The sequence below is a fragment of the Streptomyces sp. NPDC058195 genome (assembly GCF_042883525.1).
GTDB lineage: Bacteria > Actinomycetota > Actinomycetes > Streptomycetales > Streptomycetaceae > Streptomyces.
Map to the genome: position 1 here is coordinate 60,412 of NZ_JBHVVM010000013.1, position 22,589 is coordinate 83,000.

Below are 22,589 nucleotides of genomic sequence, written 5' to 3' on the forward strand. Positions count from 1 at the left end.
CATCGCGTGCGGGCCGCCGGTGCGACGTGCGTGCCGTCGGCGCGACGTCAGTGGGGGGTGTGAGGTTCGGGGGCTTTCGGGGGGAGCGGGGCGGGCCCGCCGAGGTGAGCGGTCAGCACCTCGCGCCAGGCGGAGCGCTGCTCGGCGCGTTCGGCCGCGGTGGCGGAGGGCTCGAAGACCCGGCCGACCGGCTGGGCCTCGACGACTTCCTCCAGCGAGGACCACAGGCCCTGGGCGACCCCGGCGAGATAGGCGGTGCCGCGCAGGCTGGCGGTGGCGGAGTCGGAGACCCGCTCCAGCGGCAGCCCGGTCAGGTCGGCCTGGATGCGCATCAGCGGATCGCTGCCGGAGACCCCGCCGCCCACCCGGAGCCGGGTGAACGGGGTGCCCATGGTGGCGGCGACCCCGTCGATCAGGTCGCACACCGAGTGGGCGATCCCGTCGAGCACGGCGCGCGCCAGGTCGGCGCGGGTGGTGGCGAGGGTGAGCCCGGTGAGGGCGGCGGTGGCCTCCGGGTGCCAGACCGGCGTACGGACCCCGGCGAGCGCCGGGACGAAACGCGGGGTGCGGCCTGGCCGGGTGGGGACCCGGCCCGCCTCCTCACCGAGCTCCTTCGGCGACGCGAACAGGCCCAGGTCGTCGCAGAGCCAGCGCAGTGCCGAACCCGCCGTGGAGGTGTACGCCTCCAGGCTGTAGTGGCTGGTGGAGCCCTGCCGCCGGCCGGGCTGGGCGAGCACCCCGGAGATGTCCGGCCGGGGCAGGGCGGGGACGGTGCCGGTCGCCGCGTCGACGAAGGCACCGGTCCCGTAGACGCACATGCCCTGCCCGGCGGCGAGTCCGCCGAGCGCGACGAGCGCGGCGTGCTGATCGCCCATGGAGGCGGCCAGCGGTACGGCGATGCCGAGGGCGGCCGGGTCGGTCGTGCCGAAGCCCGCGTCGTCGGAGCACAGCTGTGGCAGCAGCTCCAGCGGGAAGCCGAGGCGGCCGATCCACTCCTCGTCCCAGGCGTGCGCCGCCAGCAGGTAGCCACCGGTGGAGGCGGCGTTGGTCGGCGTCGTGGCGTGCACGGCGCCGCCGGTGAGCCGCCAGACCAGCCAGGTGTCCACCGTGCCGAAGAGCAGCCGGCCCTCGCGGTACGCGGCGGACACCTCCGGGTGCGAGGCGATCTGCCGGGCCGCCCAGAGGAACGGGGAACGGGCGCCGACCGGCCTGCCCTGCCGGGCCAGCAGAGCGGCGTCCCACTCCGCCTCGTACGCGGTCAGCTCGGCCGCGTACCGCCGGTCCTGCCACACCACCGCGGGCAGCAGCGGCCGCCCGGTCACCCGGTCCCAGAGCATCGCCGTGGCCCGCTGGGTGGACAGGGCGACCGCGGTGATCCCGATGCCCTCCTCGCGGGCCCGGCCCACGGCCCGGCGCGCCACCTCAAGCGTGGCGGACCAGATCTCCATCGGGTCCTGCTCGACCGAGAGGTCGTCCGGATGACTGACCTTGATCGACCGGTAGAACACCTCGTGGGCGGCGCCGGAGTCCAGGACGACTCCGGCCCGGGTGCCCGTGGTGCCCTCGTCGATGGACAGCACACCGAGCCGAGCGGCGGCGCCGGGAAGCGTCTGCGTCATTGCGGCCCTTTCAGGAGGAGGGGGACGGGAGGAGGGGAGGGCACCATCGTGTGGTGCGGCGGGCCCGGCGGCCGGTCAGCGCGCGGCGGCCGGTGCCGTGGGCTCGGGCGATCCCGCCCGCGCGGCGGCCTCGTCGGGGGAGACGGCCTTCGTCGGATCCCACTTGATAGCCAGGCAGGTGATCAGCCCGAGCAGCGGGACGACGGAGAGCACCAGGAAGGTGTCGGCGAGCCCCAGCGAGTCCTTGATCTGCGGGAAGACGTACAGCCCGACGACGCTGCCGAAACTGCCGACCATCCCGGTGACCCCGGTGCCGAGCGCGCGGACGTCGCTGCTGTACGAGAGCGCGGCGATGGACTTGCCGTTGGCGCCGGGCCCCGCGGAGTGGCAGAGGATGAACAGCACCGGCAGCAGGAAGGCCACGGCCGTGGGCACCTTCTCGAAGGTCAGCCCCATCGCGAGCAGCGCCACGAACACCCCGGCGAAACCGGCCGCGGAGCTGAGCCGCAGCCCGAGGCGGCGGCCGAAGTAGGCGGAGAGCAGCCCGCCCGCGATACCGAAGGCGTTGAAGACCATCGAGCCGATCGTCGCCTTCTCGAAGCTCTCGCCGAAGATCGTCAGGCTGATCAGCGGGAGGTACCAGCCGACCGCGAAGTACTGCATCGACTGCCCGAGCGAGATGACCGAGGAGAGGACCGTACGCGGCAGGTACGCGCCCTTGAAGAGCACCCCGGCCTGCCGGAACCCGATGGCGGGCGCCTCGGTGGCGGCGCGGGCGGCCCCGTCCGGTTCACCGGCGACGGCCTTGATCCCGTAGATCCGGTCCAGGTTGGCGACGGCCTCGGTGAGCCGGCCCTTGCTCGCCAGCCAGGTGGGGCTCTCCTTGAGCATCAGCCACTGGCCCAGCAGCAGCGCGACGGCGACCACCGCGGCCGAGCCGACCGACCAGCGCCAGATGTCCGCGCCGACGTCCAGGTTGAAGAAGAGCAGGGCGAGCGCGAGGTTGCTGGTGGTGGCGACGTACCAGACGGCCTGCCACAGGTTCAGCCGCCCGCCCAGCTTCGCGGGCGTGTACTCGGCGAGCAGCGCCATGGCGACCGCGAAGTCGATGCCGTACGCGACACCCACCAGGACCCGGCCGAACCAGACGACGGTGAAGTCACCGGCGAAGGCGGCCAGCAGGGCGCCCGCGATGGCGAACACCTTGGCCAGGAGCAGCGGGGGGACGCGGCCGACCCGGGTGGCGAGCCAGCCGCCGAACGGGTTGAAGATGATCGCCAGGGCCGGAGCGGTGGCCGTGAGGATCGAGACCTGCGTACTGCTCAGCTCCATCTGGGTCGTCATCGGCCCCAGACCGGCGCTCAGCGCCGCGTTCGAATAGGCGTCGAGGAAGAGCCCGCCGAACACGAGGAACCAGATGACCTGCGCCCGGCCGGTGATCTTGCCCAGCCCATCGATGAGCGCAACGACGTCGCCGACGCCTGAGACGCTCGGACGTTGTGCCATGAATCCGCCTTCGGGGAAGACCCATCGGCGGCACGGGGAGCACAAAAAACAGGCATGACGAAACCACCGACAGGTGGTCTGTGTCTGTGCCTGTCAAAACACTGCGGAAAGCGCCGCAGCACGTGAACTGCAAGGAATGCGAACTACGCAGTGAGGTTAAGAACGAGTCAGGAGAAACGTCAAGGGTTTCCGGAAGGTTTCCGGAACGTGACACGGCCCCCGGCGGGCGGGGGCCGTGAACAGGGGGCGGGGCGGTCGCACCCCGCCCCGCCCGCGCGGACGGAGGTCACCTGTTCTGCGGTCTCATGGCTGACACGCTTCCCCCGCCCCGCCCCGCCCCGCCCCGCCCGCGCACGGAGGTCAGCGGCCGGACTGCAGCGCCGCCCAGGTGGCCGGTCCCACGATGCCGTCGGCCGTCAGCCCCCGGTTCGTCTGGTAGCCGCGCACCGCGGTCGTCGTCGCCGGGCCGAAGCTGCCGTCGACGCCGACCGTCGAGCCGAGCGCCGCGGTCAGCGCGCGCTGAAGCCGTTTCACCGCGTCGCCCGTGCCGCCCTGCTGGAGGCCGGGCGTCGGCCCGGCCGACAGCAGGGCGGTCCAGGTCCGGGCCCCGACGACACCGTCCGCGTCCAGCCCGCGCGCGGCCTGGTACGCGGTCACCGCGGCCTTGGTGGCCGGGCCGAAGCTGCCGTCCACCGTGCCGACCGGGTACCCCTGCTCGCTGAGCAGCCGCTGGAGGGCCGTGACCTGGGCCCCGGCCGAGCCGCTCCGCTGGGTGGCGTACGAGGTGAAGCTCAGCCCGTCGGAACCCTCGCCGCCGCCGGTGCTTCCGCCGACCAGCTGCATGTAGCGGTTCCAGTCCCAGTAGGGCCCCGGGTCGCTGTGGTCGTTGCCCGGGGCCTCGCTGTGCCCGATGACGTGCGCCCGGTCCTTGGGGATGTTGTAGCGGTCGCAGAGGTACGCGGTCAGTGCCGCGGAGGCGCGGTACATGCTGTCGGTGAACCACGACGGGTCGTCGACGAAGCCCTCGTGCTCGATGCCGAGCGAGGAGGAGTTGGCGCTGCGCGCGTGGTAGGCGGTGTCGCTGTCGCGCACCGTCTGGGTGATCTGCCCGTCGGAGGACCGCACCACGTAGTGGGCGCTCACCTCCGAGGCCGGGTTCTGGAACCAGCTGATCGATCCCGCGTACGAGCCCTGCGTGACGTGGATGACGACCTTGTCGATCTGCGCCGAGCGGCCCTGGGTGTAGTTGTTCGAGTGGGCCGCCGCCCACAGCGCCGACGGGTAGTCCGTGCTCCGCGTGCCCACCTCGGCGGCGGCGAGCGTGCCCTTGTCCGGAGCGACCGGACGGCTCGTCACCGTGATGTGCTCGCCGCCGGGGACGTCCGCCCCGATCCCGTCGGCCAGGAAGGTGTACACGGTGTCGGCGTACAGGGCGGCGGTGGGCCCCTGGGCGCCGCCGTACGCTGCGACCACCGGGTACCAGGCGTTGATGTCGTCGCGGTCCCGGGCGTCCAGGCCCAGCTTGTCCGCGTAGGCGCGCAGCACGGCGGCGCCGCCCAGGATGTTGGCCCCGGTGTCGGTGCGGAGCCGTTCGAGCGGTGTGCCGGTCAGGGCCGCGGCCCGCTCCAGCGTCCGGTGGGCGGGGTTGCTCACCAGGTGCATCACGCCGTAGCCGTTGGCCTGGCTGGGGCGCCCGGAGTGGCCGTCGAGCCGGGTCTCCCCGTAGCCGACGGCGGCGAGCAGGTCGCGCGGTACGTCGAACTCCGCCGCGGCCCGCGCGAATGCCCGGTCCATGGGACGGCCGTCGCCCGGGGCGGCGAGGGCCGGTGTGCCGGTCACGGTGAGGACGGTGGCGGTGAGGGCCGCCAGGACGGTGGCGCGGCCCCTTGTGTGGGCTGCGGCGCGGCTGGGCATACCTGCTCCTGCTCGGTGGGGGAGAAAGAACGGCCCCCGGGCCCGAGTGGGGTGGGCCGAGGGCCGCGAAGCGCGATCAGATTATCCGTCTGTTCCGAGCATGACAATCATCTGCGCGGCGTGTCGGGCGCCGGGATCCTCGAATTCGCACACCTGGCCTCCCTCCACCGCACGGGCGAACGTGGACCGGTTCTACCGTCGCGAAGGCGTATAAATGGTTTCTCCGGACCGGCCGGCGTCCCCCGACGGCACGCACACCTCACGCGGCAGGGCGTCACCGCGTATGAGAGCGCAGGAGCGCCGCATGAGCACGGCAGAAGAGATCAGCACCTTGCTGGTGGCGAACTTCGGCACCGACCCGCACGCCATCCGCCCCGAGGTGTCGCTCCGTCACCTCCGGCTCGACTCACTGGCGCTGGAGGAGCTGCGGCTGCTCATCGAGGACCGGCTCCGCGTCGACCTCGACGATGTGCAGCTGACCTCGCGGGACACCGTCGGCCAGCTCGTCGACGCGGTACACCGCAGGGCCGCCGCGTGACGGGCCGTCCGTTCCGTCCGGAGCCGTTCGCCGCCGCCGTCACCGGCATCGGCCTGGTCACCGCCGCGGGCGTCGGCACGGAGGCGACCTGGCGGGCCGTCACCGAGGTGACCGATCCGCCCTGCGTCCCGCACCGGCCCGAACTCGACGGCCTGCCCTGTGACTTCATGTACACCATCACCGGTCTCGACCCGCGCGCGGAGCTAGGGGTGGCGATCGCGCGGCTCATGGACCGCTTCGCCCAGCTGGCCGTCATCGCGGCCCGCGAGGCCGTCGCCGACGCCGGTCTCGACCCCGCGGTCTGGGACGCCGGACGGGTCGGCGTCGTCATCGGCTCCGCCCACGGCGGGCTGCCCTTCTACGACGAGCAGCACACCCTCCTCACCGAACGCGGCGCCCGCCGGGTCTCCCCGAAGCTCGCTCCTCTCACCGTCGTCAACGGTGCCGCCAGCAGCGTCGCCACCGACCTCGGCGTCCTCGGTCCCAGCCAGGCCGTCTCCACCGCCTGCTCCTCCGGCACCGTCGCCCTCGGCACCGCCCACCAGATGCTCCGCACCGGCGCCTGCGACATCGTCGTGGCGGGCGGCGCCGAATCGGTCTGCTCCCGGCTGCTCATCGCCAGCGCCTGCCAGCTCAAGGCGGTCTCCACCCGGCGTGAGGACCCCACGGCGGCCTGCCGCCCGTTCGATGTCCACCGGGACGGCTTCGTCGTCGGAGAGGGCGCCGGGCTCCTGGTGCTGGAACGGCCGGAGCACGCACGGGCCCGCGGCGCCACCGTCCGCGCCCACATCGCGGGGTACGCCGCCTCCAGCGACGCGTACTCCGCCGTCGCCCCCGAACCCGGGGGCCTGGGCATCGAGCGGGCCCTGCGGGCCGCGCTCGCCGACGCCGGGGTCACGGCCCGGGAGATCGGCCATGTCAACGCCCACGGCACCTCCACGGTCTCCAACGACCTCATCGAGGCGACGGTGCTCCACCGGGTCCTCGGTGAACACCCCCTGGTCACCTCGACGAAGGCGATGACCGGGCACGCCCTGGGCGCCTCGGGCGGCATCGAGACCGCGCTGACCGTACTGGCGCTCCAGCACGGCCTCGTGCCGCCCACCGTCAACCTCGACGCCCCCGATCCCGCGATCCCCGTCGACGTGGTGAGCAAGGAGGCCCGGCCCGCGGCTTTCGACGCGGCCGTCAAGACCTCGCTCGGATTCGGCGGACACAACGCCGCACTCGTTCTCACCAGGGCCTGACCCGGAAACCAAGAGGCACGCGACCCATGGCCGACGAGATCATCCGGACCCTGTCGGTGGACGGGCTGCGCTACGGCTACCGGCTGCTGCGGCAGCCCTCGCCACGCACCGAACCGGTCGTCGTCCTCGGCGGCGCCCTCCAGGGCATGTACGGCTGGCCGCAGATGGACGACCACCTCGGGCCGCTGGCCTGCGTGATCACCGCCGACCTGCCCGGTATGGGCGGGGCGGACCCGTTACCGCCCGGCACCGGCACCGAGGTCCTGCAGGACGCCGTCATCGGCATCATCGACGACCTGGGCGTCGAGCGGGCCAACCTGTTCGGCTTCTCGTACGGTACGTCGATCGCCTTCGGCTGTGCCCGCCGGTACCCCGGCCGGATCGCCCGGCTGGCGCTCGGCGGAGTGCCCGCCCACATCACCGAGGAGCAGCGCACCCAGTGGGCCCGCGCCGTCGCCCGGCTCGACACCGGCGACCTGGCGGGGCTGGCCGGGCTGGCCGCCGAGGTGCTGATGTGCCAGGACCCCGAACGGCGCGTCCACCGCCGCGAGCTGGCGCAGCGCTATGTGCGGCGCTCGTTCCTGTACGCCCTCACCCACTCCCCGCACGCGGTGCGCTCGCTTCACCGGGCGCTGGAGCAGCGGCCGGACTTCTCCGGCGGGCTGACCGGCGTGCCCGCCCTGGTCTTCGCGGGCGAGCACGACACGGTGACCTCGCCAGAGCGGCAGCGGGACTTCGCCGCCACCATCGAGGGCAGCCGGTTCCTCACGATCGGCGAGTCCGACCACTGGGTCGTCCTGGAGCGCCCGGACGACGTGGCGGACCTTGTGGCCCGCTTCTTCACCGACCGCCCGCTGGAACCGTCCCCCGGGCTCGCCGCGCTGCCCGTGCGGAGCCGGGCCCCGCACGCACCGGCCGGACCGCCCCGTGCCGATGCCCCGTAACCCCTGACCAGATCCGGAGAAAAGGCCATGGACCAGCCCGAGTTCGTCTACCGCCTCTACATCCAGACCTCCGCCGAGAAGCTCTACCAGGCACTGACCGACCCCGGGCTCATCAGGATCTACATGGGCGGTTACGGGCCCGACTCCACCTGGGAGCCCGGTGCGCCGGTCCGCTGGAAGATGGACCCGGACGGTGAGTTCGAGGAGGTCGGCCAGCGGGTCCTGGCGGCCGAGCCCGGCCGGCGGCTCGCGTACAGCTGGCACACCCTTCAGCCGATGCACCGTCAGATGTTCGACTTCGCCTCGGACGAGGAGTGGGAGCGGGCCGTCCGGGAGCGGTCCAAGGTCTCCTTCGACATCGAACCGGCCGCGGAGCCCGAGCTGGGGATCAGGCTGACCCTCACCCACGACGGCTTCGACAGCCCGGACAGCAGGATGCTGGAGGGCGTGAGTGAGGGCTGGGTGGCGATCCTGTCCACGCTCAAGACCCTGCTGGAGGGCGGGAAGTTCCTCGACGAACCGGCCTGAGCGCGGCGACCGGCGGTGGACCCCCGCCCTCCTCGGAGGGCCTCAGGCGCCCGGCACCCGGTCCAGGAATCCGCTGACCGAGGTGATGCGCCCGTCGTCGGCGAGGGCGATCACGTCCGACCCGGCGACGGGCGCCGAACCGTCGGCGACCGAGACCAGTTCCCAGCTGAATCGCACGAGCGCGTGATGCCCGTCCGGGGCGCCGGTGGGCCGGAACTCGAAGCCGGGGAACTGCTGCCGGGCGCCGCCGATCAGTGTCACCAGCCCGTCGTGCCCGCTCACCTCGGCCAGCGGGTCGGTGTAGGTGGCGTCCTCGGTGAAGGCGGCCGCGACGGCCTTCGCCGTCCTCTCTTCACCGGAGGCGTTCCAGGCGGCGAAGTAGCGCTGGACGGCGTCGTCGTACGCGGTCATCGTGGGGTCCTCTCCTCAGGGCCCGGCCCTCGGCCGGTCCGGTGGGACACACGATGTCCGACGCCGCGGGGAGCGTCGATTACCTCCGAGGTCATGGTGGTCCGGAGCGGCGCCGGAGGCTCAGCCCCGGCCGTCCGCCACCACGTGCATGGCGGCCTCCTCGGCGGAGGCGCCCGCCCCGTCGATCCCGACGTCCTCGCCCGCCATGGTGTCCGGCTCGTCGATGTCCAGCTGCCGGGTGAGCCGGCCGGCGCGTACCGTACCGACCTCCGCGTCCCACAGCTCGCCGTCACCGTCCGGCAGATCGCCCAGGCCGTCGCCGACGGTGCCGGGGTCGTCGGGCAGTTCGCGGGCCAGGCGGCTCTCCAGCGGCTCGCCGTCGCGCTGCTCGGCGGCGGTGGTGCCCCGGTCCTCCACCGCCCACGGCCGCTCGGGCGGCGAATAGCCCTCGTCCAGCGCGTCGTCCAGCCCCCGGTTGTCCAGGGTGTCCTCGACGTCCAGCTGCTCGGTGAGGTCCGCGGCCTGCGACTGCTGCGGCTGGTAGACGTCGTCTCCCCTGTCGGCATCCATCGTGGTCTCTCCCTTCCCGGCTGCGGGAAAAAGGGGGCCGGGCCTGCGATACGCGCCCGAGCGCCGTCGAACCGCCCGTACGGTCTCAGGATAAAGGGGATGGGCGCGGGCCCGCAGCCGTGGACCGTCCGGCCGGGCGCCACCGGCCGGACGGAGAGACCATGGAAGATGCGGGCGGAACCCGCTCTGCCCCGCCCGCATCGGAGACGAGGACATGGACTACCCGGAGACCTACCAACTGGTATTTCAGGCGTCCGCCGTCGAGGACGACACCGTGACCGTCCACCGCACCGAGCAGTCGGGGGCGGGCGGATTCCCGGTGTACGAGGACGAGACCGGCATCGTGCGCGCGGAGATCAGCGACCGGGGAGAGGTGCGCATGCTGGCCAGTGGCGGACACCAGGTGCTCGGCACCCCACTGGTGGTACGCGAACGGACCGGCTGAGCCGTCCGGCGGGCCGTCCGGCCCGCCGGGGCCACGTCAGCCCTCGGTCCAGCCGTGGTTCTTGGCGAACTGCAGCAGACTGCGCCGGACCTGGAGGATCTGTGTGCCCGTCAGCGTCGGAGCCGACTCCAGCAGCAGATCGGTCACCGCCCGGGTGAACTCCGCTCCGCTCAGCACATCGCACAGAGCGTCGTCGTCGGACACCGCGTGCGGCACGGTCCGCGGCGGGGTCAGCGGCTTCCCGGTGGCCCCCTCGGCGAGCTGCACGGACGACGCCTTCAGCCCACGCTCGCCGTCCTCGATCTCGAACTCCACCGCCGTACCCGTATGGACGTACGACTCCGGGATCAGCAAGTCGTTGACGTGGAGAAAGACATCCTCACCACCGTGATCGGGTGCGATGAAGCCGTACCCCCGAGCTCCGTCGAACCGCACAACGCGACCAGAAACCACACCAACCCCCAAGAAGAACACGGGCCCCTTGCCCGCAACACCGCACATGTCCAGAGGGGGAGAATAGCGCCGAGCGGACGGGCGGCGCGACCCGGCGGCTCGGGCCCCGGTCGGGGATGACTCAATCCACCCGGCGGGCCGGGGGACGCGGATCCCCGGCCGCCAGCGGGGAACGGGCCAGCTCCACACAGCCCGCCGCGATCAGGGCGAGCGCCACCGCCACCGGCAGCAGCCACCATCCGGTACGCAGGTCCTCGCCGAACAGCGTCACGCCGTACGCCACGCTGATCAGCGCGTCCCCGAGGGTCAGCATCGGCTGTACGGCCACCAGCGTGCCCGCCTGGAGGGCGTTCTGGAGCAGGAAGAGCGCGCCCACCCCGGCCGCCGCCATGGCGTACAGCTGCCAGGCCGAGAACAGGGCCCCCACCCCGCCGTCCGTCAGCCGGGCCATGGCGTCCTTCATCAGCGCGGCCGTCAGGGCGTACCCGCAGGCGGCGGCCAGCCCGAGCAGCGCGCCCCGGGTGTTGCCGCGGCTGCCCAGCGCTGCGGCGATCAGCGCGGCCTCGAAGAGCCCGGTCAGCACCAGCGCGGGAATCCAGGCCAGCGCGGGCACCGACGCCGATCCGCCGCCGGGGGCCGCCGAGGCCATGCCCAGCGCCAGCCCCAGCGTCACGGCCGCCACCCCGTACCAGGTCCGCCGGGGCAGCCGGACCCGCATCACGGACGCGGCCATCAGCAGGGTGGCGGGCAGTTCGATCACGAAGATCGGCTGGACCACGGCGATCGGCCCGGTGGCCAGCGCCACCGCCTGGCAGACCGCCGCGACGATCACCAGCCCGATCCCCGCCAGCCACAGCGGACGGCGCAGCAGATGTCCGATCAGCGACAGCCGCATCGCCTCACTGTCGGGGACGGTGCGGGCGGCGCGGCGCTGGAGCACGGAGGCGGAGCCGTTGCTCAGCGCGGTGAGAAGGGCGAACAGAACGCTGATCACCCGCCCCATGATGCGGGCGCCCGCCCCGCGATCGCGGTACCCGCGCCACGGCGGACGCACCGAGGAGGACGAGGGGGCCGATGAGGACCGGAACTGTCCGCAAGGGTACGTAGCGTGCCGTCATGGCCATCACGAAGAACTCCGCCGTCTCATCCGCCTTGCTCTCCCGCCGCGCACTGAACCGGGCCACCCTGGAGCGCCAGCTGCTGCTGCGCCGCACGGCGATGCCCGCGAAGGACGCCGTGGCCCATCTGGTCGGCCTCCAGGCGCAGAACACCAGACCGCCCTACTACCAGCTCGCCGCCCGCCTCGACGGCTTCGCCCCCGCGGAACTGGCCGCGCTGATGGAGTCCCGCGAGGTGGCCCGCATCGTCACCCTGCGCTCCACCATCCACCTGCACACCGCCGACGACGTGCTGAGCCTGCGCCCTCTCGTCCAGCCGGCCCGCGACCGGGAGCTGCGGATCTTCCGCGCCGGGCTCACCGGAGTGGACCTCGACCGGCTGCGGTCCCTCGCCGCCGCGCTGGTCGAGGAGCGGCCCCGGACACCCGGGGAGATCCGCGAGGCGCTGCACACCGAGTGGCCCGAGGCCGACCCGCAGGCCCTGGGCATCGCCGCCCGCTGCCTGCTCCCGCTGGTCCAGGTGACCCCGCGCGGGGTGTGGGGCCGCAGCGGGCGGGTCGTGCTGACCACCGCCGAGCACTGGCTGGGCGTCCCCGCACGACCGGCCCCCGCGCCGGACACCGCCGTGCTGCGCTACCTCGCGGCCTTCGGACCGGCCTCGGTGAAGGACATGCAGGCCTGGGCCGGGCTGACCCGGCTGCGGGAGGTCTTCGAGCGGCTGCGGCCCCGGCTGGTCACCTTCCGGGACGAGAACGGGGCCGAACTCTTCGACCTGCCGGACGCGCCGCGCCCGGCCGAGGACACCCCGGCCCCACCGCGCTTCCTGCCCGAGTTCGACAACGTGCTGCTCGGCCACGCGGACCGCGGCCGGGTCATCCCGCCCCGGTTCCACGGGCGCATGGGCCGGGGAAACCAGACGTACGGCACGGTGCTCGTCGACGGCTTCCTCGCGGCGATCTGGCGGCAGGACGGCGCCGGGCGGCCGGGCGCCCGCCCGGAGGTGCTCACCGTGCAGCCGCTCGGCGGCCTCGGCCCGACGGAGTGCGACGCGGTCACCGAGGAGGCCCGGCGGATGCTCTCCGTCATGGCGGAACCGGGCGCCGCCGACGCCTGCGACATCCGGTTCGCCGCCTTCGTCGACTTCGGCTGACGGGCCCTAGGGCAGCAGCCCCGCGCGCCGGGCCGCCACCACCGCCTCCAGCCGGGTGTGCGCGCCCAGTTTCCGCATCGCCGAGCGCAGATAGCCCTTCACCGTCTCCGCCCGCAGCCCGAGCCGCTTCGCCGCCGCCGCGTTCGTCGCCCCCGCCGCCACGCAGGCCAGCACGTCCAGCTCGCGCGGTGCCAGCCGCACCCCGCAGGGCGCCGGCGTACGGCCCCCGGCCGCGGAGGCGAGCCGCCCGCACACCCCGAGCAGTTCGTCGCGCAGTGCCGGGTCGTCCACCTTCGGGACCAGGGCGCGCAGCTCGCGGTGGGCCTCGCGGACGTCCTCCCACGCCTCCGGGGTGGCCCGCGGGTCGGTGACCTGCTCCCGGGCCGTGGTGAGCAGCTGTTGCACCTCGTCCCGTACGACCAGGGCCTGCTCCACGTCGCGGGCGGCGGCCACCGCCGCGTCGAAGGTGCGGTCGCCGAGTGTGACCGGCTCGCGCAGCGCCCCGTACAGCACGCCGCGCACCTTGCGCCGGACCACGACCGGGACCGCGACCACCGAGCGCAGCCCCTCAGCGGCGACCGCCAGGTCGTACTCGTGGCTGATGTGGCGCGAGGAGTGGTAATCGGTCACCGCGCACGGCCGGGACAGGGCGATCGCCTTGCCGCCGAGCCCGCTGCCCGCCGAGATCACCAGGCCGCGCAGGGCGGCGGTCTGCGCCCCGTTCAGCTCGGCGATCCGGGCATGGCGGGCGTCCGAGAGCAGCCCGCCGAAGGCCACGGGCAGGCCACTGGTCCGGCGCAACCGCAGCAGCGCTGTCTGCATTTCGACCGCATCGACGTATTCCGGCACGCTGGCGCCTTCCCACCCGGGCCCGGGGCAGGGGGGCTCGGCCGCCCCGCCGTACCCCCGTTCGGGGGTAGTGAGACCTGGGTCACTGTTTGAATGATGCTAAGTGACCGGTCCGGTCCGCAATTGAGGAGGGCACATGTCGGCAACCAGTGCGACGGAGACATTCCGGGCCGCCCGGGACTTTCTCCTGAAGTACCGCGAGGACTACCAAGCGGCGTACGAGGGCTTCAGCTGGCCCAGGACCGACCATTTCAACTGGGCGCTCGACTGGTTCGACGCCATCGCCGAGAACAACGACCGCACCGCCCTGCACATCGTGGAGGAGGACGGCGGCCGTACCGAGGTCTCCTTCGCCCGGATGTCCGCCCGGTCCAACCAGGCGGCGAACTGGCTGCGCGCCCAGGGCGTACGGGCCGGGGACCGGATCCTCGTGATGCTCGGCAACCAGGTCGAGCTGTGGGAGACCGCGCTCGCCGCGATGAAACTGCGCGCCGTGGTCATCCCCGCCACCCCGCTGCTCGGCCCGGTGGACCTGCGCGACCGGGTGGAGCGCGGCCGGGTCCGGCACGTCCTGGTCCGGGACACCGACACCGCCAAGTTCGACGAGGTGCCCGGCGGCTACACCCGGATCGTGGTCGGCCAGGACGTGCCCGGCTGGCTCCCGTACTCCGGGGCCGACGAGCAGTCCGAGGTCTTCGAGGCGGACCGGGAGACCGACGCCGACGAGCCGCTGATGCTCTACTTCACCTCCGGCACCACCGCCAGCCCCAAGCTCGTCGAGCACACCCATGTCTCCTACCCCGTGGGCCACCTGGCGACGATGTACTGGATCGGGCTGAAGCCCGGCGACGTCCACCTCAACATCTCCTCGCCCGGCTGGGCCAAGCACGCCTGGTCGAATCTGTTCGCGCCGTGGAGTGCCGAGGCGACCGTCTTCATCTTCAACTACACCCGCTTCGACGCGGCCCGGCTGATGGCCGAGATGGACCGCTCGGGTGTCACCAGCTTCTGTGCCCCGCCGACCGTCTGGCGGATGCTGATCCAGGCGGACCTCGCCCAGCTGAAGACCCCGCCGCGCGAGGTCGTCGCGGCCGGTGAGCCGCTGAACCCGGAGGTCATCGAGACCGTCCGGCGGGTGTGGGGTGTCACCATCCGGGACGGCTTCGGCCAGACCGAGACCGCCGTCCAGGTCGCCAACACCCCCGGTCAGCTGCTGAAGGCCGGGTCGATGGGGCGGCCCAGCCCCGGGTTCAAGGTGGAGCTGCTGGACCCGGTCACCGGTGAGCCCGGCGCCGCCGAGGGCGAGATCTCGCTCGACCTCTCGGCCCGCCCGCTGGGCCTGATGACCGGCTACCACGGCGATCCGGACCGCACCGCCGAGGCCATGGCCGGGGGCTACTACCGCACCGGTGACATCGGCTCGCGGGACGCCGACGGCTACATCACGTACGTGGGCCGGGCCGACGACGTCTTCAAGGCCAGTGACTACAAGATCAGCCCCTTCGAGCTGGAGAGCGCGCTGCTGGAGCACGAGGCGGTCGCCGAGGCCGCCGTCGTCCCGGCCCCCGACCCCGTCCGCCTCGCCGTCCCGAAGGCGTATGTCGTGCTCGCCGAGGGATGGGAGCCCGGACCGGACACCGCGAAGGCGCTGTTCGAGCACTCCCGTGCGGTTCTCGCCCCGTACAAGCGCATCCGCAAGCTGGAGTTCGCCGAGCTGCCCAAGACCGTCTCCGGCAAGATCCGCCGCATCGAGCTGCGCGAACGCACGGCCCAGGGCACCGGCACCGAGTACGACGAGGGTGATCTGCGATGAATGCACTCTCCTACGCGCACGGCACCGGCACCACGCCGCTGCTCGGCGACACCATCGGCCGCAACCTGGACCGCGCGATCGAGGCGTACGGCGACCGCGAGGCGCTGGTCGACGTCGTCTCCGGGCGGCGCTGGACGTACAGCGCGTTCGGCACCGCGGTCGATGAGCTGGCCCGCGCCCTGATGGCCTCGGGGGTCGTCAAGGGCGACCGGGTCGGGATCTGGGCGGTCAACTGCCCGGAATGGGTGCTCGTGCAGTACGCCACCGCGCGCATCGGCGCGGTCATGGTCAACATCAACCCCGCCTACCGTGCGCACGAGCTGGCGTACGTGCTGCGGCAGGCCGGGGTCCGCCTGCTGGTCTCCTCGCTCGCGCACCGCACCAGCGACTACCGCGCCCTGGTCGGCCAGGTGCGCGCCGACTGCCCGGCGCTGCGCGCGGTGCACTACATCGGCGACCCGTCCTGGGACGAGCTGCTGGCCGGGGCCGGGACCGTGACGGCGCAACAGCTCGCCGCCAGGGAAGCGGAGCTGTCCTGCGACGACCCGATCAACATCCAGTACACCTCCGGCACCACCGGTTTCCCCAAGGGCGCCACCCTCTCCCACCACAGCATCCTCAACAACGGGTACTTCGTGGGGGAGTCGGTCGCCTACACCGAGCAGGACCGGATCTGTCTGCCGGTCCCCTTCTACCACTGCTTCGGCATGGTCATGGGGAACCTCGCCGCGACCTCGCACGGCGCCTGCGTCGTCATACCCGCCCCGGCCTTCGAGGCCGGGGCCGTGCTCGCCGCCGTGCAGCAGGAGCGGTGCACATCGCTCTACGGGGTGCCCACCATGTTCATAGCGGAGCTGAACCTCCCGGACTTCGCCTCGTACGACCTCTCCTCGCTGCGCACCGGGATCATGGCCGGATCGCCGTGCCCGGCCGAGGTGATGAAGCGGGTCGTCGCGGAGATGAACATGGACGAGGTGTCCATCTGCTACGGCATGACGGAGACCTCGCCGGTCTCCACCCAGACCCGCCGCGACGACGACCTGGAGCGCCGTACCGGTACCGTCGGCCGGGTGCTGCCGCACATCGAGGTCAAGGTCGTCGACCCGGTGACCGGGGTGACGCTGGAGCGCGGCGTACCCGGCGAACTGCGCACCCGCGGGTACAGCGTGATGCTCGGCTACTGGGAGCAGCCGGAGCGGACCGCCGAGGTCATCGACGCGGGCCGCTGGATGCACACCGGCGACCTCGCGGTGATGCGGGAGGACGGCTACGTACAGATCGTCGGCCGGATCAAGGACATGATCATCCGGGGTGGCGAGAACGTGTATCCGCGGGAGATCGAGGAGTTCCTCTACGGTCACCCGAAGATCGCCGATGTGCAGGTGGTGGGCGTTCCCGACGACACCTACGGCGAGGAGATCCTGGCCTGTGTCATCCCGAGGGACGCGGCGGACCCGCCGGCCCTGGAGGAGATCACGGACTTCTGCCGCGAGCAGCTGGCGCACTACAAGGTCCCGAGGCGGCTGCGGATCATGGACGGCTTCCCGATGACGGTCAGCGGGAAGGTCCGGAAGATCGAACTGCGGGAGGGATACGGGGAGTAGGCGCCGCGAGGGGCGGGCCGCCCCGGGGCCGTCAGGCGGCTTCGATGATGCCGCCGGTGACATCCCGGGTGGCGGCCGCCCACTCGATCAGCAGCACTTCGTAGGCGGCGGACTCCACGGAGGACCATTCCTGGCCGGCCTGGGCGTCGACGAACGCGCGGATCGCCTCGTTCGTCCGGGCGGCGGACGGGGTGGCCCGCCGGGAGGCGCGCGGGCGGTCGCCGGTAGGCGTGTGACGTGGAGTTAAAGCCATGACCACTACCTTAAGGGCGGCCACTGACACCGGCCGAACATTTGTGGCCCCCCAGGCGTGAACGTGACCGATTGCACTCAGTGTTGCCGGTCGGTTCCGGTGAGCTGCCGGGGGCCCGTGGGGCCGGTGGGGTGCGGGATCGCGCGCCGCATGCAGACCCGTGGCCAGCGGTTCAGACCGTGTTCACCTTCCTGGACCCTGATCCGTCGCAGCCCGTCGGTGAGTTCGTCCTCGTCAAGGACGCGGAATCCGAGACGGGCGTAGTACGGCGCGTTCCAGGGCACGTCGGCGAAGGTCGTGAGCGTGAGCGCCCGCGTGCCGTGCCCGCCCGCCCACGCGGCGAGGTGGTCGATGAGGGTGCGCCCCACTCCGCGCCGCGCGGCGGACGGGTGGACGGAGACCTGCTCGATGTGGACGGCCCCGTCGACCGGGTCGGCGATCAGATAGCCGGCCGGGCGGTCCGCCGGGTCCACGGCGACCCAGGCGCGGCCCGCCCGCCGGTACGTGTCCAGCAGGCCGAGCGGCGGCGGGTCGTCGTCCGCGATGGTGTCCATGCCGAGCGTGCGGAAGGGTTCACCGGCGGCGCGTTCGATCTCCTGGAGCAGGGGAAGATCGGTGCGGCGGGCGGTACGGATGCGCATGCGCACAGTATGTCGCCCCGGGAGGCCGCGTTCCGCGTGGCCGGACTGCCGGGCGGCGACGGCGGCGGGCCGCAGGCGTGGGTGGTGCTCCGGTGCTCTCCGGGCGTGGCCGGTCCTCACCGCGGGCGGACGGCGGTGAGGACCGGTGTGGGGTCAGGCGTCTGCGCAGGTGGGGATCTCGGCTCCGTTGTTGTCGCGCGCTTCGTCGTTGCCCCAGCGCGAGAGGTAGTACGCGGAGACGTACTGGTTGGCCGGGCCCACGTCGAGGTCGGTGCGCAGCCACCAGTGGTTGTAGTGGCCTTCGGGGTCGCTGATCTCCCGGCCCCAGACCTTGCAGAAGACGTAGTTGGTGCCCTTGTAGAGGGTGCCCGTCTGAATCGTCGAGGTCGGGGAGGCGTAGCCGGGTGCGTCGGCGAAGGTGTCGACCCAGTAGCGGTTCTCCGGGGTGCCGCCGGAGCCCCCGACCAGCTTCATGTAGTAGTCCCAGTCCCAGTTCGGGCCCGGGTCCGTGTGGTCGTTGCCGGGAACCTCGACGTGGCCCACGATGTGGGCGCGGTCCTTGGGAATGCCGTACCGGTCGGCCAGGTGCTTGGTGAGCGCGGCCGACGACCGGTACATCGAGTCCGTGAACCAGCTCGGGTCGTCGATGAAGCCCTCGTGCTCGATGCCCACGGAGTAGGGGTTGCCGGAACGCGCGTGCCACGCCGTGTCGGAGTCCCGCACCATCTGCGTGACCTCGCCGTCCGAGGAACGGACCACGTAGTGCGCGCTGGTCTGCGACACCGGGTCCTGGAACCAGCTGACCGTGCCCGCGTACAAGCCCTCGGTGACGTGGATGACGATCGCGCGGATCGTCGTGGAGCGCCCGGTGTCGTAGTTGCTGGGGGAGGCCGGAACCCAGAGCGCGGGCGGGTAGTCCGTGCTCGTGGCGCCTAAGCCGCTGCCGCTGTTCTTGTACGCGCCCTTCTCCGGGGCAACGCCACGGCCGGTGATGGTCACCTTCTCGCCCTCGGCCACCGCGCTGATGCCCTTGGCGAGGAACTCGTAGACGGCGTCCGCGTAGAGGGCGGCGGTGGCGCCCTTGGCGTTGCTGTAGCGGGCGACGGCCGGGTACCAGGCGTTGACATCGCGTCGTTCGGCGCGGCCGAGGCCCAGTGCGTCGGCGTGCGCGCGCAGTACGGCGGCGCCGCCCTCGATGTTCGCCGCGGTGTCGTGGCGCAGCTCGGCGGGAGAGTGGCCGGTGAGCTTGGCGGCCTTGTGCAGAGAGCGGTTGACGGGGTTGCTGACCAGATGCATGACGCCGTATCCGCGGGCCTGGCTCGGCTTGCCGTCGTGGCCGTCGAGGTGGGTCTCGCCGTAGCCGACCGCGGCCAGCAGGTCCCGGGGGACCTCGTACTTCTTCGCCGCCTGCTCGAAGGCGGTGTTCATCGGGGTGCGGTCCTGCGACGGCGTGGCGGCGGTGGCCTGGACCCCGGTCGTGGACAGGGCGGCGGCGACGACAGCGGCCAGCACCGTCACACGGAGCCTGGCCGCTGCCGGTACTCGTCTGGGCATGGGCACTCCTGGCTGTAGAGGGAGGAAACAGCACAGAGTATCGGTTGTGTCGAGGGCATGACAGTAGATCAGGCGCGCGTGTCGGAGGTGCGAAGCATCAGCAACTCACTTACCCCGCATATGAGTTCGTGGAACGGGCCGCCACCTGCGTCCCCGGCCTCACAGGGAAATGCGCCTGGGTCCTGTCGTCGCGACGCCGTCGGACTGCCGTCGCCGGGTGCGTGCGCGCGCGAGGCGGAGCAGCGTCCTCGTACGGGGCGCACGAGGGCGACTCCGCCCCTGTGGCGGGCAGGGGAGACCCCTGTCCGGGCGAAGCCGGGTGCCCGGGGAAGCGCCAGGGGGTGCACGGCGTGCGGCGGGTGGCGTGCGGCGGTCCGAAGGCGCTAGGGCCTCTCGTTTGGATCATGCCGGGCTCGCGGGGGCCGGCACGCACATCTGCCGCGTTGTCGTCAGTCACCGACGCTCCGCGTCGGCTCCTTCCTCCGCCTTGCAGCTGCACGCACCAGCCCCCGCTCCCTGATCCAGCCTGATCCAAACGAAAGACCCTAGGTCCCGGTGCCGAGCAGCTCGTCGGCCGGGCCGTTGACCGGCCGGGGCGTACCCGCCGCGTCCATCGTGAACAGGGGCACGCGCAGCACATCCGCCCGTGCCGCCGCGTCCGGCGCGTACCCGGAGAGTGAGAAGAGGACGCCGGTGACCTGGGCGCTGAGCGCGTGCAGCCAGAGGCACTCGACATCGCGCAGCGAGGTCGGCCGGGGGACCGTGTCGACCTGGGCCATCACCCCGGTGGCCCGCAGGTCGATCCGGGTGGCCGAGGGGCGGGAGGGCCGCGCCACGTCGTGGTAGCCCAGCCAGCCCAGATAGCGGGCCGCGGTCGCCAGGGCGTCGCCCGCGCCGTGGATGGGGGTGGCCCGGAAGGCGGGCCGGGGGGCCGGGGCGGTGTGCGGCGGGGGCACGCGCGGGGGAGCGGCGGGGCGGGACGGGCCCTCGGGCGCCGCGTCGCGGCCGGGGGCCGGGGCCGGGCGGACCGGGACGCGCAGCACCGTTCCGCACGGGCAGCACAGCTCCGGCCGCGGCCACTGGTCCCGGCGCCCGCAGGCCTCGCAGCGCACCGTCACCCAGTCGTCCTCCCAGGCCCGGTGGGTGATCCGGACGACCGGGGCGCCGGGCACCACGGGCGGGGCGGTCGGTGCCCCGCACGGGCAGGGGTAGGACGGCGGACGGTACGCGTGGTCGCGGCGGCAGGCCGGGCAGCGTACCGGCACAGCTTCCACCATGGTCTCCCTCCGCGCCCCGGCCCTTCCTCCGGGCCGGTCCCGTCCAGGCCCCCATCGTCCATCAGGAGCGCCGTTCCGGGGCGTGAACCGCCGCACTTCCCGTCATCACCCGTGCCCTGGCGGCGCCGTGCGCGGTCTCTTGACGGCCACAGGGGTGCGTCCTACATTGACTTCCGTATAACAGAATCAAGTTTCCGTCATGCGGAATTGGTGCTCTCAGGCTGGCGCGACAGAGCCCGACTCCACCAGGTCCGAGCAGGAGCGACCCATGCCTCGAATGACCGCTGCCCGAGCGGCAGTTGAGATCCTCAAGCGCGAAGGCGTCAGCAACGCGTTCGGTGTGCCGGGTGCGGCGATCAACCCCTTCTACGCGGCCCTCAAGGCGGCCGGCGGGGTTCATCACACCCTCGCCCGCCACGTCGAGGGCGCCTCCCACATGGCGGAGGGCTACACCCGGGCACGCCCCGGGAACATCGGCGTCTGCGTCGGTACGTCGGGCCCGGCCGGCACCGACATGATCACCGGCCTGTACTCCGCCCTCGCCGACTCCGTCCCGATCCTCTGCATCACCGGCCAGGCCCCGACCGCCGTGCTCCACAAGGAGGACTTCCAGGCGGTCGACATCGCCTCGATCGCGGCGCCTGTGACCAAGTCCGCGACGACCGTCCTGGAGGCCGCGCAGGTCCCCGGCGTCTTCCAGCGGGCCTTCCATCTGATGCGCTCCGGCCGCCCCGGCCCGGTCCTCATCGACCTGCCGATCGACGTGCAGCTCACCGAGATCGAGTTCGACCCCGGGCTGTACGAGCCGCTGCCGGTGCACCGGCCCGCCGCGAGCCGCCGGCAGATCGAGCGCGCCCTGGACCTGCTGGACGCCTCCGAGCGTCCGCTGATCGTCGCGGGCGGAGGCGTCATCAACGCAGATGCCTCCGCGCTCCTGGTGGAGTTCGCCGAGCTGACCGGCGTCCCGGTCGTCCCGACCCTGATGGGCTGGGGCACCATCGCCGACGACCACGAGCTGAACGCGGGCATGGTCGGCCTCCAGACCTCGCACCGCTACGGCAACGCGACCTTCCTGGAGTCCGACTTCGTCCTCGGCATCGGCAACCGCTGGGCCAACCGCCACACCGGCAGGCTGGACGTCTACACCCGGGGCCGGACGTTCGTCCACGTCGACATCGAACCGACCCAGCTCGGCAGGATCTTCGCCCCCGACCTCGGCATCGCCTCCGACGCCGGGGCGGCGCTGGACCTGTTCATCGAGGTGGCGCGCGAGCGGAAGGGGGCCGGAGCGCTCAAGGACCGCTCCGAGTGGGCCGCGTCCACCCAGCACCGCCGTGCCGCCCTCCAGCGCCGCACCCACTTCGACAACGTGCCGCTGAAGCCGCAGCGGGTGTACGAGGAGATGAACCGGGCCTTCGGCCCCGAGACCCGCTACGTCACCACGATCGGCCTCTCCCAGATCGCCGGTGCGCAGATGCTGCACGTCTACCGGCCGCGCCACTGGATCAACTGCGGCCAGGCGGGCCCGCTGGGCTGGACGATCCCGGCCGCGCTGGGCGTCGCCACCGCCGACCCGGAGGGCTCGGTCGTCGCGCTCTCCGGCGACTACGACTTCCAGTTCATGCTGGAGGAACTGGCCGTCGGCGCACAGCACCGCATCCCGTACGTGCACGTCCTGGTGAACAACTCCTACCTGGGGCTGATCCGTCAGGCGCAGCGCACCTTCGCTGTCGACTTCCAGGTCAGGCTGGAGTTCGAGAACCTCAACTCGCCGGAGCTCGGTGTGTACGGGGTGGACCACGTCAAGGTCGTCGAGGGCCTGGGCTGCAAGGCGATCCGGGTCACCGAGCCGGACCGGTTGCTGCCCGCCTTCGAGGAGGCCAAGAAGCTGGCCGCGGAGTTCCGGGTGCCGGTGGTCGTCGAGGCGATCCTGGAGCGCGTGACCAACATCGCGATGAGCGGTACGGACATCGCGTCCGTCAACGAGTTCGAGGACCTGGCGACGGAAGCGGCCCACGCGCCGACCGCCGTCCGCCCGCTCGCCGCCTCCTGACGGCCCGTACGGCCCGTCGGCGGTCCATGGCCCCCGTCCCCGGTCACCGGGGGCGGGGGCCGCGGCTATTCCTCCGCGGGGCCATGCCCGCCGCACGTGAGA

At 72.5% G+C, this 22,589-nt stretch carries 21 protein-coding genes; 9 read left to right on the forward strand and 12 right to left on the reverse strand.

Going from position 1 to position 22,589, the window contains the following annotated elements:
- Positions 1 to 47: 47 nt before the first annotated feature.
- The 3 genes from ACFVWY_RS18025 to ACFVWY_RS18035 all read right to left on the reverse strand — a co-directional run bounded on the left by ACFVWY_RS18025 (position 48) and on the right by ACFVWY_RS18035 (position 5,039).
- Complete coding sequence (locus ACFVWY_RS18025) at positions 48 to 1,619, reverse strand: FGGY family carbohydrate kinase (protein WP_389873045.1); 1,572 nt, start codon at positions 1,617 to 1,619, stop codon at positions 48 to 50.
- Between the two features lie 75 nt (positions 1,620 to 1,694).
- The gene (locus tag ACFVWY_RS18030) at positions 1,695 to 3,125 is read right to left on the reverse strand and encodes an MFS transporter (protein WP_389873048.1); all 1,431 of its coding nucleotides are present in this window, start codon (positions 3,123 to 3,125) and stop codon (positions 1,695 to 1,697) included.
- 360 nt (positions 3,126 to 3,485) lie between these two features.
- On the reverse strand, positions 3,486 to 5,039 hold the full coding sequence (locus ACFVWY_RS18035) for a peptidoglycan-binding protein (protein WP_389873051.1): 1,554 nt from the start codon (positions 5,037 to 5,039) through the stop codon (positions 3,486 to 3,488).
- A gap of 304 nt (positions 5,040 to 5,343) precedes the next feature.
- Here ACFVWY_RS18035 and ACFVWY_RS18040 point away from each other — a divergent pair, with 304 nt between their 5' ends.
- From ACFVWY_RS18040 to ACFVWY_RS18055, 4 genes are read left to right on the forward strand one after another with little or no spacing between them, the layout of a single operon-like run.
- The gene (locus ACFVWY_RS18040) at positions 5,344 to 5,577 is read left to right on the forward strand and encodes an acyl carrier protein (RefSeq protein WP_389873053.1); all 234 of its coding nucleotides are present in this window, start codon (positions 5,344 to 5,346) and stop codon (positions 5,575 to 5,577) included.
- A complete protein-coding gene (locus ACFVWY_RS18045; RefSeq protein WP_389873055.1) occupies positions 5,574 to 6,824 on the forward strand; it encodes a beta-ketoacyl-[acyl-carrier-protein] synthase family protein in 1,251 nt (416 codons plus the stop codon). Before ACFVWY_RS18040 ends, ACFVWY_RS18045 begins: the two co-directional genes overlap by 4 nt.
- Positions 6,825 to 6,850: 26 nt before the next feature.
- Positions 6,851 to 7,768, forward strand: a complete 918-nt coding sequence (locus ACFVWY_RS18050; RefSeq protein WP_389873057.1) for an alpha/beta fold hydrolase — start codon at positions 6,851 to 6,853, stop codon at positions 7,766 to 7,768.
- A 27-nt stretch (positions 7,769 to 7,795) separates the two neighbouring features.
- On the forward strand, positions 7,796 to 8,296 hold the full coding sequence (locus ACFVWY_RS18055) for an SRPBCC domain-containing protein (RefSeq protein WP_389873060.1): 501 nt from the start codon (positions 7,796 to 7,798) through the stop codon (positions 8,294 to 8,296).
- A 42-nt stretch (positions 8,297 to 8,338) separates the two neighbouring features.
- Here ACFVWY_RS18055 and ACFVWY_RS18060 read toward each other — a convergent pair whose 3' ends face one another.
- Together ACFVWY_RS18060 and ACFVWY_RS18065 are read right to left on the reverse strand one after the other, a co-directional pair.
- Entirely contained in the window at positions 8,339 to 8,707 is a 369-nt protein-coding gene (locus ACFVWY_RS18060) for a nuclear transport factor 2 family protein (protein WP_389873063.1), read from the reverse strand.
- Positions 8,708 to 8,827: 120 nt separating this feature from the next.
- Entirely contained in the window at positions 8,828 to 9,277 is a 450-nt protein-coding gene (locus ACFVWY_RS18065) for a DUF5709 domain-containing protein (RefSeq protein WP_389873066.1), read from the reverse strand.
- A 214-nt stretch (positions 9,278 to 9,491) separates the two neighbouring features.
- Here ACFVWY_RS18065 and ACFVWY_RS18070 point away from each other — a divergent pair, with 214 nt between their 5' ends.
- On the forward strand, positions 9,492 to 9,722 hold the full coding sequence (locus tag ACFVWY_RS18070; protein ID WP_389873069.1) for a DUF6296 family protein: 231 nt from the start codon (positions 9,492 to 9,494) through the stop codon (positions 9,720 to 9,722).
- 36 nt (positions 9,723 to 9,758) lie between these two features.
- Here ACFVWY_RS18070 and ACFVWY_RS18075 read toward each other — a convergent pair whose 3' ends face one another.
- Positions 9,759 to 10,175: a cold-shock protein gene (locus tag ACFVWY_RS18075; RefSeq protein ID WP_389873072.1), complete on the reverse strand. Its 417-nt coding sequence runs from the start codon at positions 10,173 to 10,175 to the stop codon at positions 9,759 to 9,761.
- Positions 10,176 to 10,296: 121 nt separating this feature from the next.
- Entirely contained in the window at positions 10,297 to 11,169 is an 873-nt protein-coding gene (locus ACFVWY_RS18080; RefSeq protein ID WP_389873075.1) for a DMT family transporter, read from the reverse strand.
- Positions 11,170 to 11,291: 122 nt separating this feature from the next.
- Between ACFVWY_RS18080 and ACFVWY_RS18085 the strand changes: the two genes are divergently transcribed.
- Positions 11,292 to 12,443 carry a winged helix DNA-binding domain-containing protein gene (locus ACFVWY_RS18085; RefSeq protein ID WP_389873078.1) on the forward strand — a complete coding sequence of 384 codons (1,152 nt, stop codon included), beginning with the start codon at positions 11,292 to 11,294 and terminating at the stop codon, positions 12,441 to 12,443.
- Between the two features lie 6 nt (positions 12,444 to 12,449).
- On the opposite strand, the gene ACFVWY_RS18090 is transcribed toward ACFVWY_RS18085, so the two are convergent.
- Positions 12,450 to 13,292 (reverse strand): response regulator transcription factor, encoded by an 843-nt coding sequence (locus ACFVWY_RS18090; RefSeq protein ID WP_389873081.1) that lies wholly within the window; start codon positions 13,290 to 13,292, stop codon positions 12,450 to 12,452.
- 136 nt (positions 13,293 to 13,428) lie between these two features.
- Here ACFVWY_RS18090 and ACFVWY_RS18095 point away from each other — a divergent pair, with 136 nt between their 5' ends.
- Both ACFVWY_RS18095 and ACFVWY_RS18100 read left to right on the forward strand, forming a co-directional pair.
- Entirely contained in the window at positions 13,429 to 15,105 is a 1,677-nt protein-coding gene (locus ACFVWY_RS18095; RefSeq protein ID WP_389873084.1) for an AMP-binding protein, read from the forward strand.
- Positions 15,102 to 16,709: an AMP-binding protein gene (locus tag ACFVWY_RS18100; protein WP_389873086.1), complete on the forward strand. Its 1,608-nt coding sequence runs from the start codon at positions 15,102 to 15,104 to the stop codon at positions 16,707 to 16,709. The genes ACFVWY_RS18095 and ACFVWY_RS18100 overlap by 4 nt, the downstream gene beginning before the upstream one ends.
- Before the next feature lie 31 nt (positions 16,710 to 16,740).
- On the opposite strand, the gene ACFVWY_RS18105 is transcribed toward ACFVWY_RS18100, so the two are convergent.
- The 4 genes from ACFVWY_RS18105 to ACFVWY_RS18120 all read right to left on the reverse strand — a co-directional run bounded on the left by ACFVWY_RS18105 (position 16,741) and on the right by ACFVWY_RS18120 (position 20,431).
- A complete protein-coding gene (locus ACFVWY_RS18105; protein WP_389873088.1) occupies positions 16,741 to 16,962 on the reverse strand; it encodes a hypothetical protein in 222 nt (73 codons plus the stop codon).
- Between the two features lie 77 nt (positions 16,963 to 17,039).
- On the reverse strand, positions 17,040 to 17,603 hold the full coding sequence (locus tag ACFVWY_RS18110) for a GNAT family N-acetyltransferase (RefSeq protein WP_389873090.1): 564 nt from the start codon (positions 17,601 to 17,603) through the stop codon (positions 17,040 to 17,042).
- 153 nt (positions 17,604 to 17,756) lie between these two features.
- A complete protein-coding gene (locus tag ACFVWY_RS18115) occupies positions 17,757 to 19,157 on the reverse strand; it encodes an N-acetylmuramoyl-L-alanine amidase (protein WP_389873092.1) in 1,401 nt (466 codons plus the stop codon).
- A 545-nt stretch (positions 19,158 to 19,702) separates the two neighbouring features.
- Positions 19,703 to 20,431, reverse strand: coding sequence for a hypothetical protein (locus ACFVWY_RS18120; RefSeq protein WP_389873375.1), 729 nt, complete (start codon positions 20,429 to 20,431; stop codon positions 19,703 to 19,705).
- A gap of 271 nt (positions 20,432 to 20,702) precedes the next feature.
- On the opposite strand from ACFVWY_RS18120, the gene gcl reads away from it, so the two are divergent.
- Entirely contained in the window at positions 20,703 to 22,487 is a 1,785-nt protein-coding gene (gene gcl / locus ACFVWY_RS18125) for a glyoxylate carboligase (protein ID WP_389873095.1), read from the forward strand.
- Positions 22,488 to 22,589 lie beyond the last annotated feature (102 nt).

Coding starts and splice junctions, on each gene's coding strand:
- ACFVWY_RS18055 (WP_389873060.1), top strand. CDS start 7,796: ATGGACCAGCCCGAGTTCGTCTACCGCCTCTACATCCAGACCTCCGCC.
- ACFVWY_RS18115 (WP_389873092.1), bottom strand. CDS start 19,157: ATGCCCAGACGAGTACCGGCAGCGGCCAGGCTCCGTGTGACGGTGCTG.
- ACFVWY_RS18110 (WP_389873090.1), bottom strand. CDS start 17,603: ATGCGCATCCGTACCGCCCGCCGCACCGATCTTCCCCTGCTCCAGGAG.
- ACFVWY_RS18025 (WP_389873045.1), bottom strand. CDS start 1,619: ATGACGCAGACGCTTCCCGGCGCCGCCGCTCGGCTCGGTGTGCTGTCC.
- ACFVWY_RS18085 (WP_389873078.1), top strand. CDS start 11,292: ATGGCCATCACGAAGAACTCCGCCGTCTCATCCGCCTTGCTCTCCCGC.
- ACFVWY_RS18035 (WP_389873051.1), bottom strand. CDS start 5,039: ATGCCCAGCCGCGCCGCAGCCCACACAAGGGGCCGCGCCACCGTCCTG.
- ACFVWY_RS18050 (WP_389873057.1), top strand. CDS start 6,851: ATGGCCGACGAGATCATCCGGACCCTGTCGGTGGACGGGCTGCGCTAC.
- gcl (WP_389873095.1), top strand. CDS start 20,703: ATGCCTCGAATGACCGCTGCCCGAGCGGCAGTTGAGATCCTCAAGCGC.
- ACFVWY_RS18070 (WP_389873069.1), top strand. CDS start 9,492: ATGGACTACCCGGAGACCTACCAACTGGTATTTCAGGCGTCCGCCGTC.
- ACFVWY_RS18030 (WP_389873048.1), bottom strand. CDS start 3,125: ATGGCACAACGTCCGAGCGTCTCAGGCGTCGGCGACGTCGTTGCGCTC.
- ACFVWY_RS18065 (WP_389873066.1), bottom strand. CDS start 9,277: ATGGATGCCGACAGGGGAGACGACGTCTACCAGCCGCAGCAGTCGCAG.
- ACFVWY_RS18100 (WP_389873086.1), top strand. CDS start 15,102: ATGAATGCACTCTCCTACGCGCACGGCACCGGCACCACGCCGCTGCTC.
- ACFVWY_RS18095 (WP_389873084.1), top strand. CDS start 13,429: ATGTCGGCAACCAGTGCGACGGAGACATTCCGGGCCGCCCGGGACTTT.
- ACFVWY_RS18060 (WP_389873063.1), bottom strand. CDS start 8,707: ATGACCGCGTACGACGACGCCGTCCAGCGCTACTTCGCCGCCTGGAAC.
- ACFVWY_RS18105 (WP_389873088.1), bottom strand. CDS start 16,962: ATGGCTTTAACTCCACGTCACACGCCTACCGGCGACCGCCCGCGCGCC.
- ACFVWY_RS18040 (WP_389873053.1), top strand. CDS start 5,344: ATGAGCACGGCAGAAGAGATCAGCACCTTGCTGGTGGCGAACTTCGGC.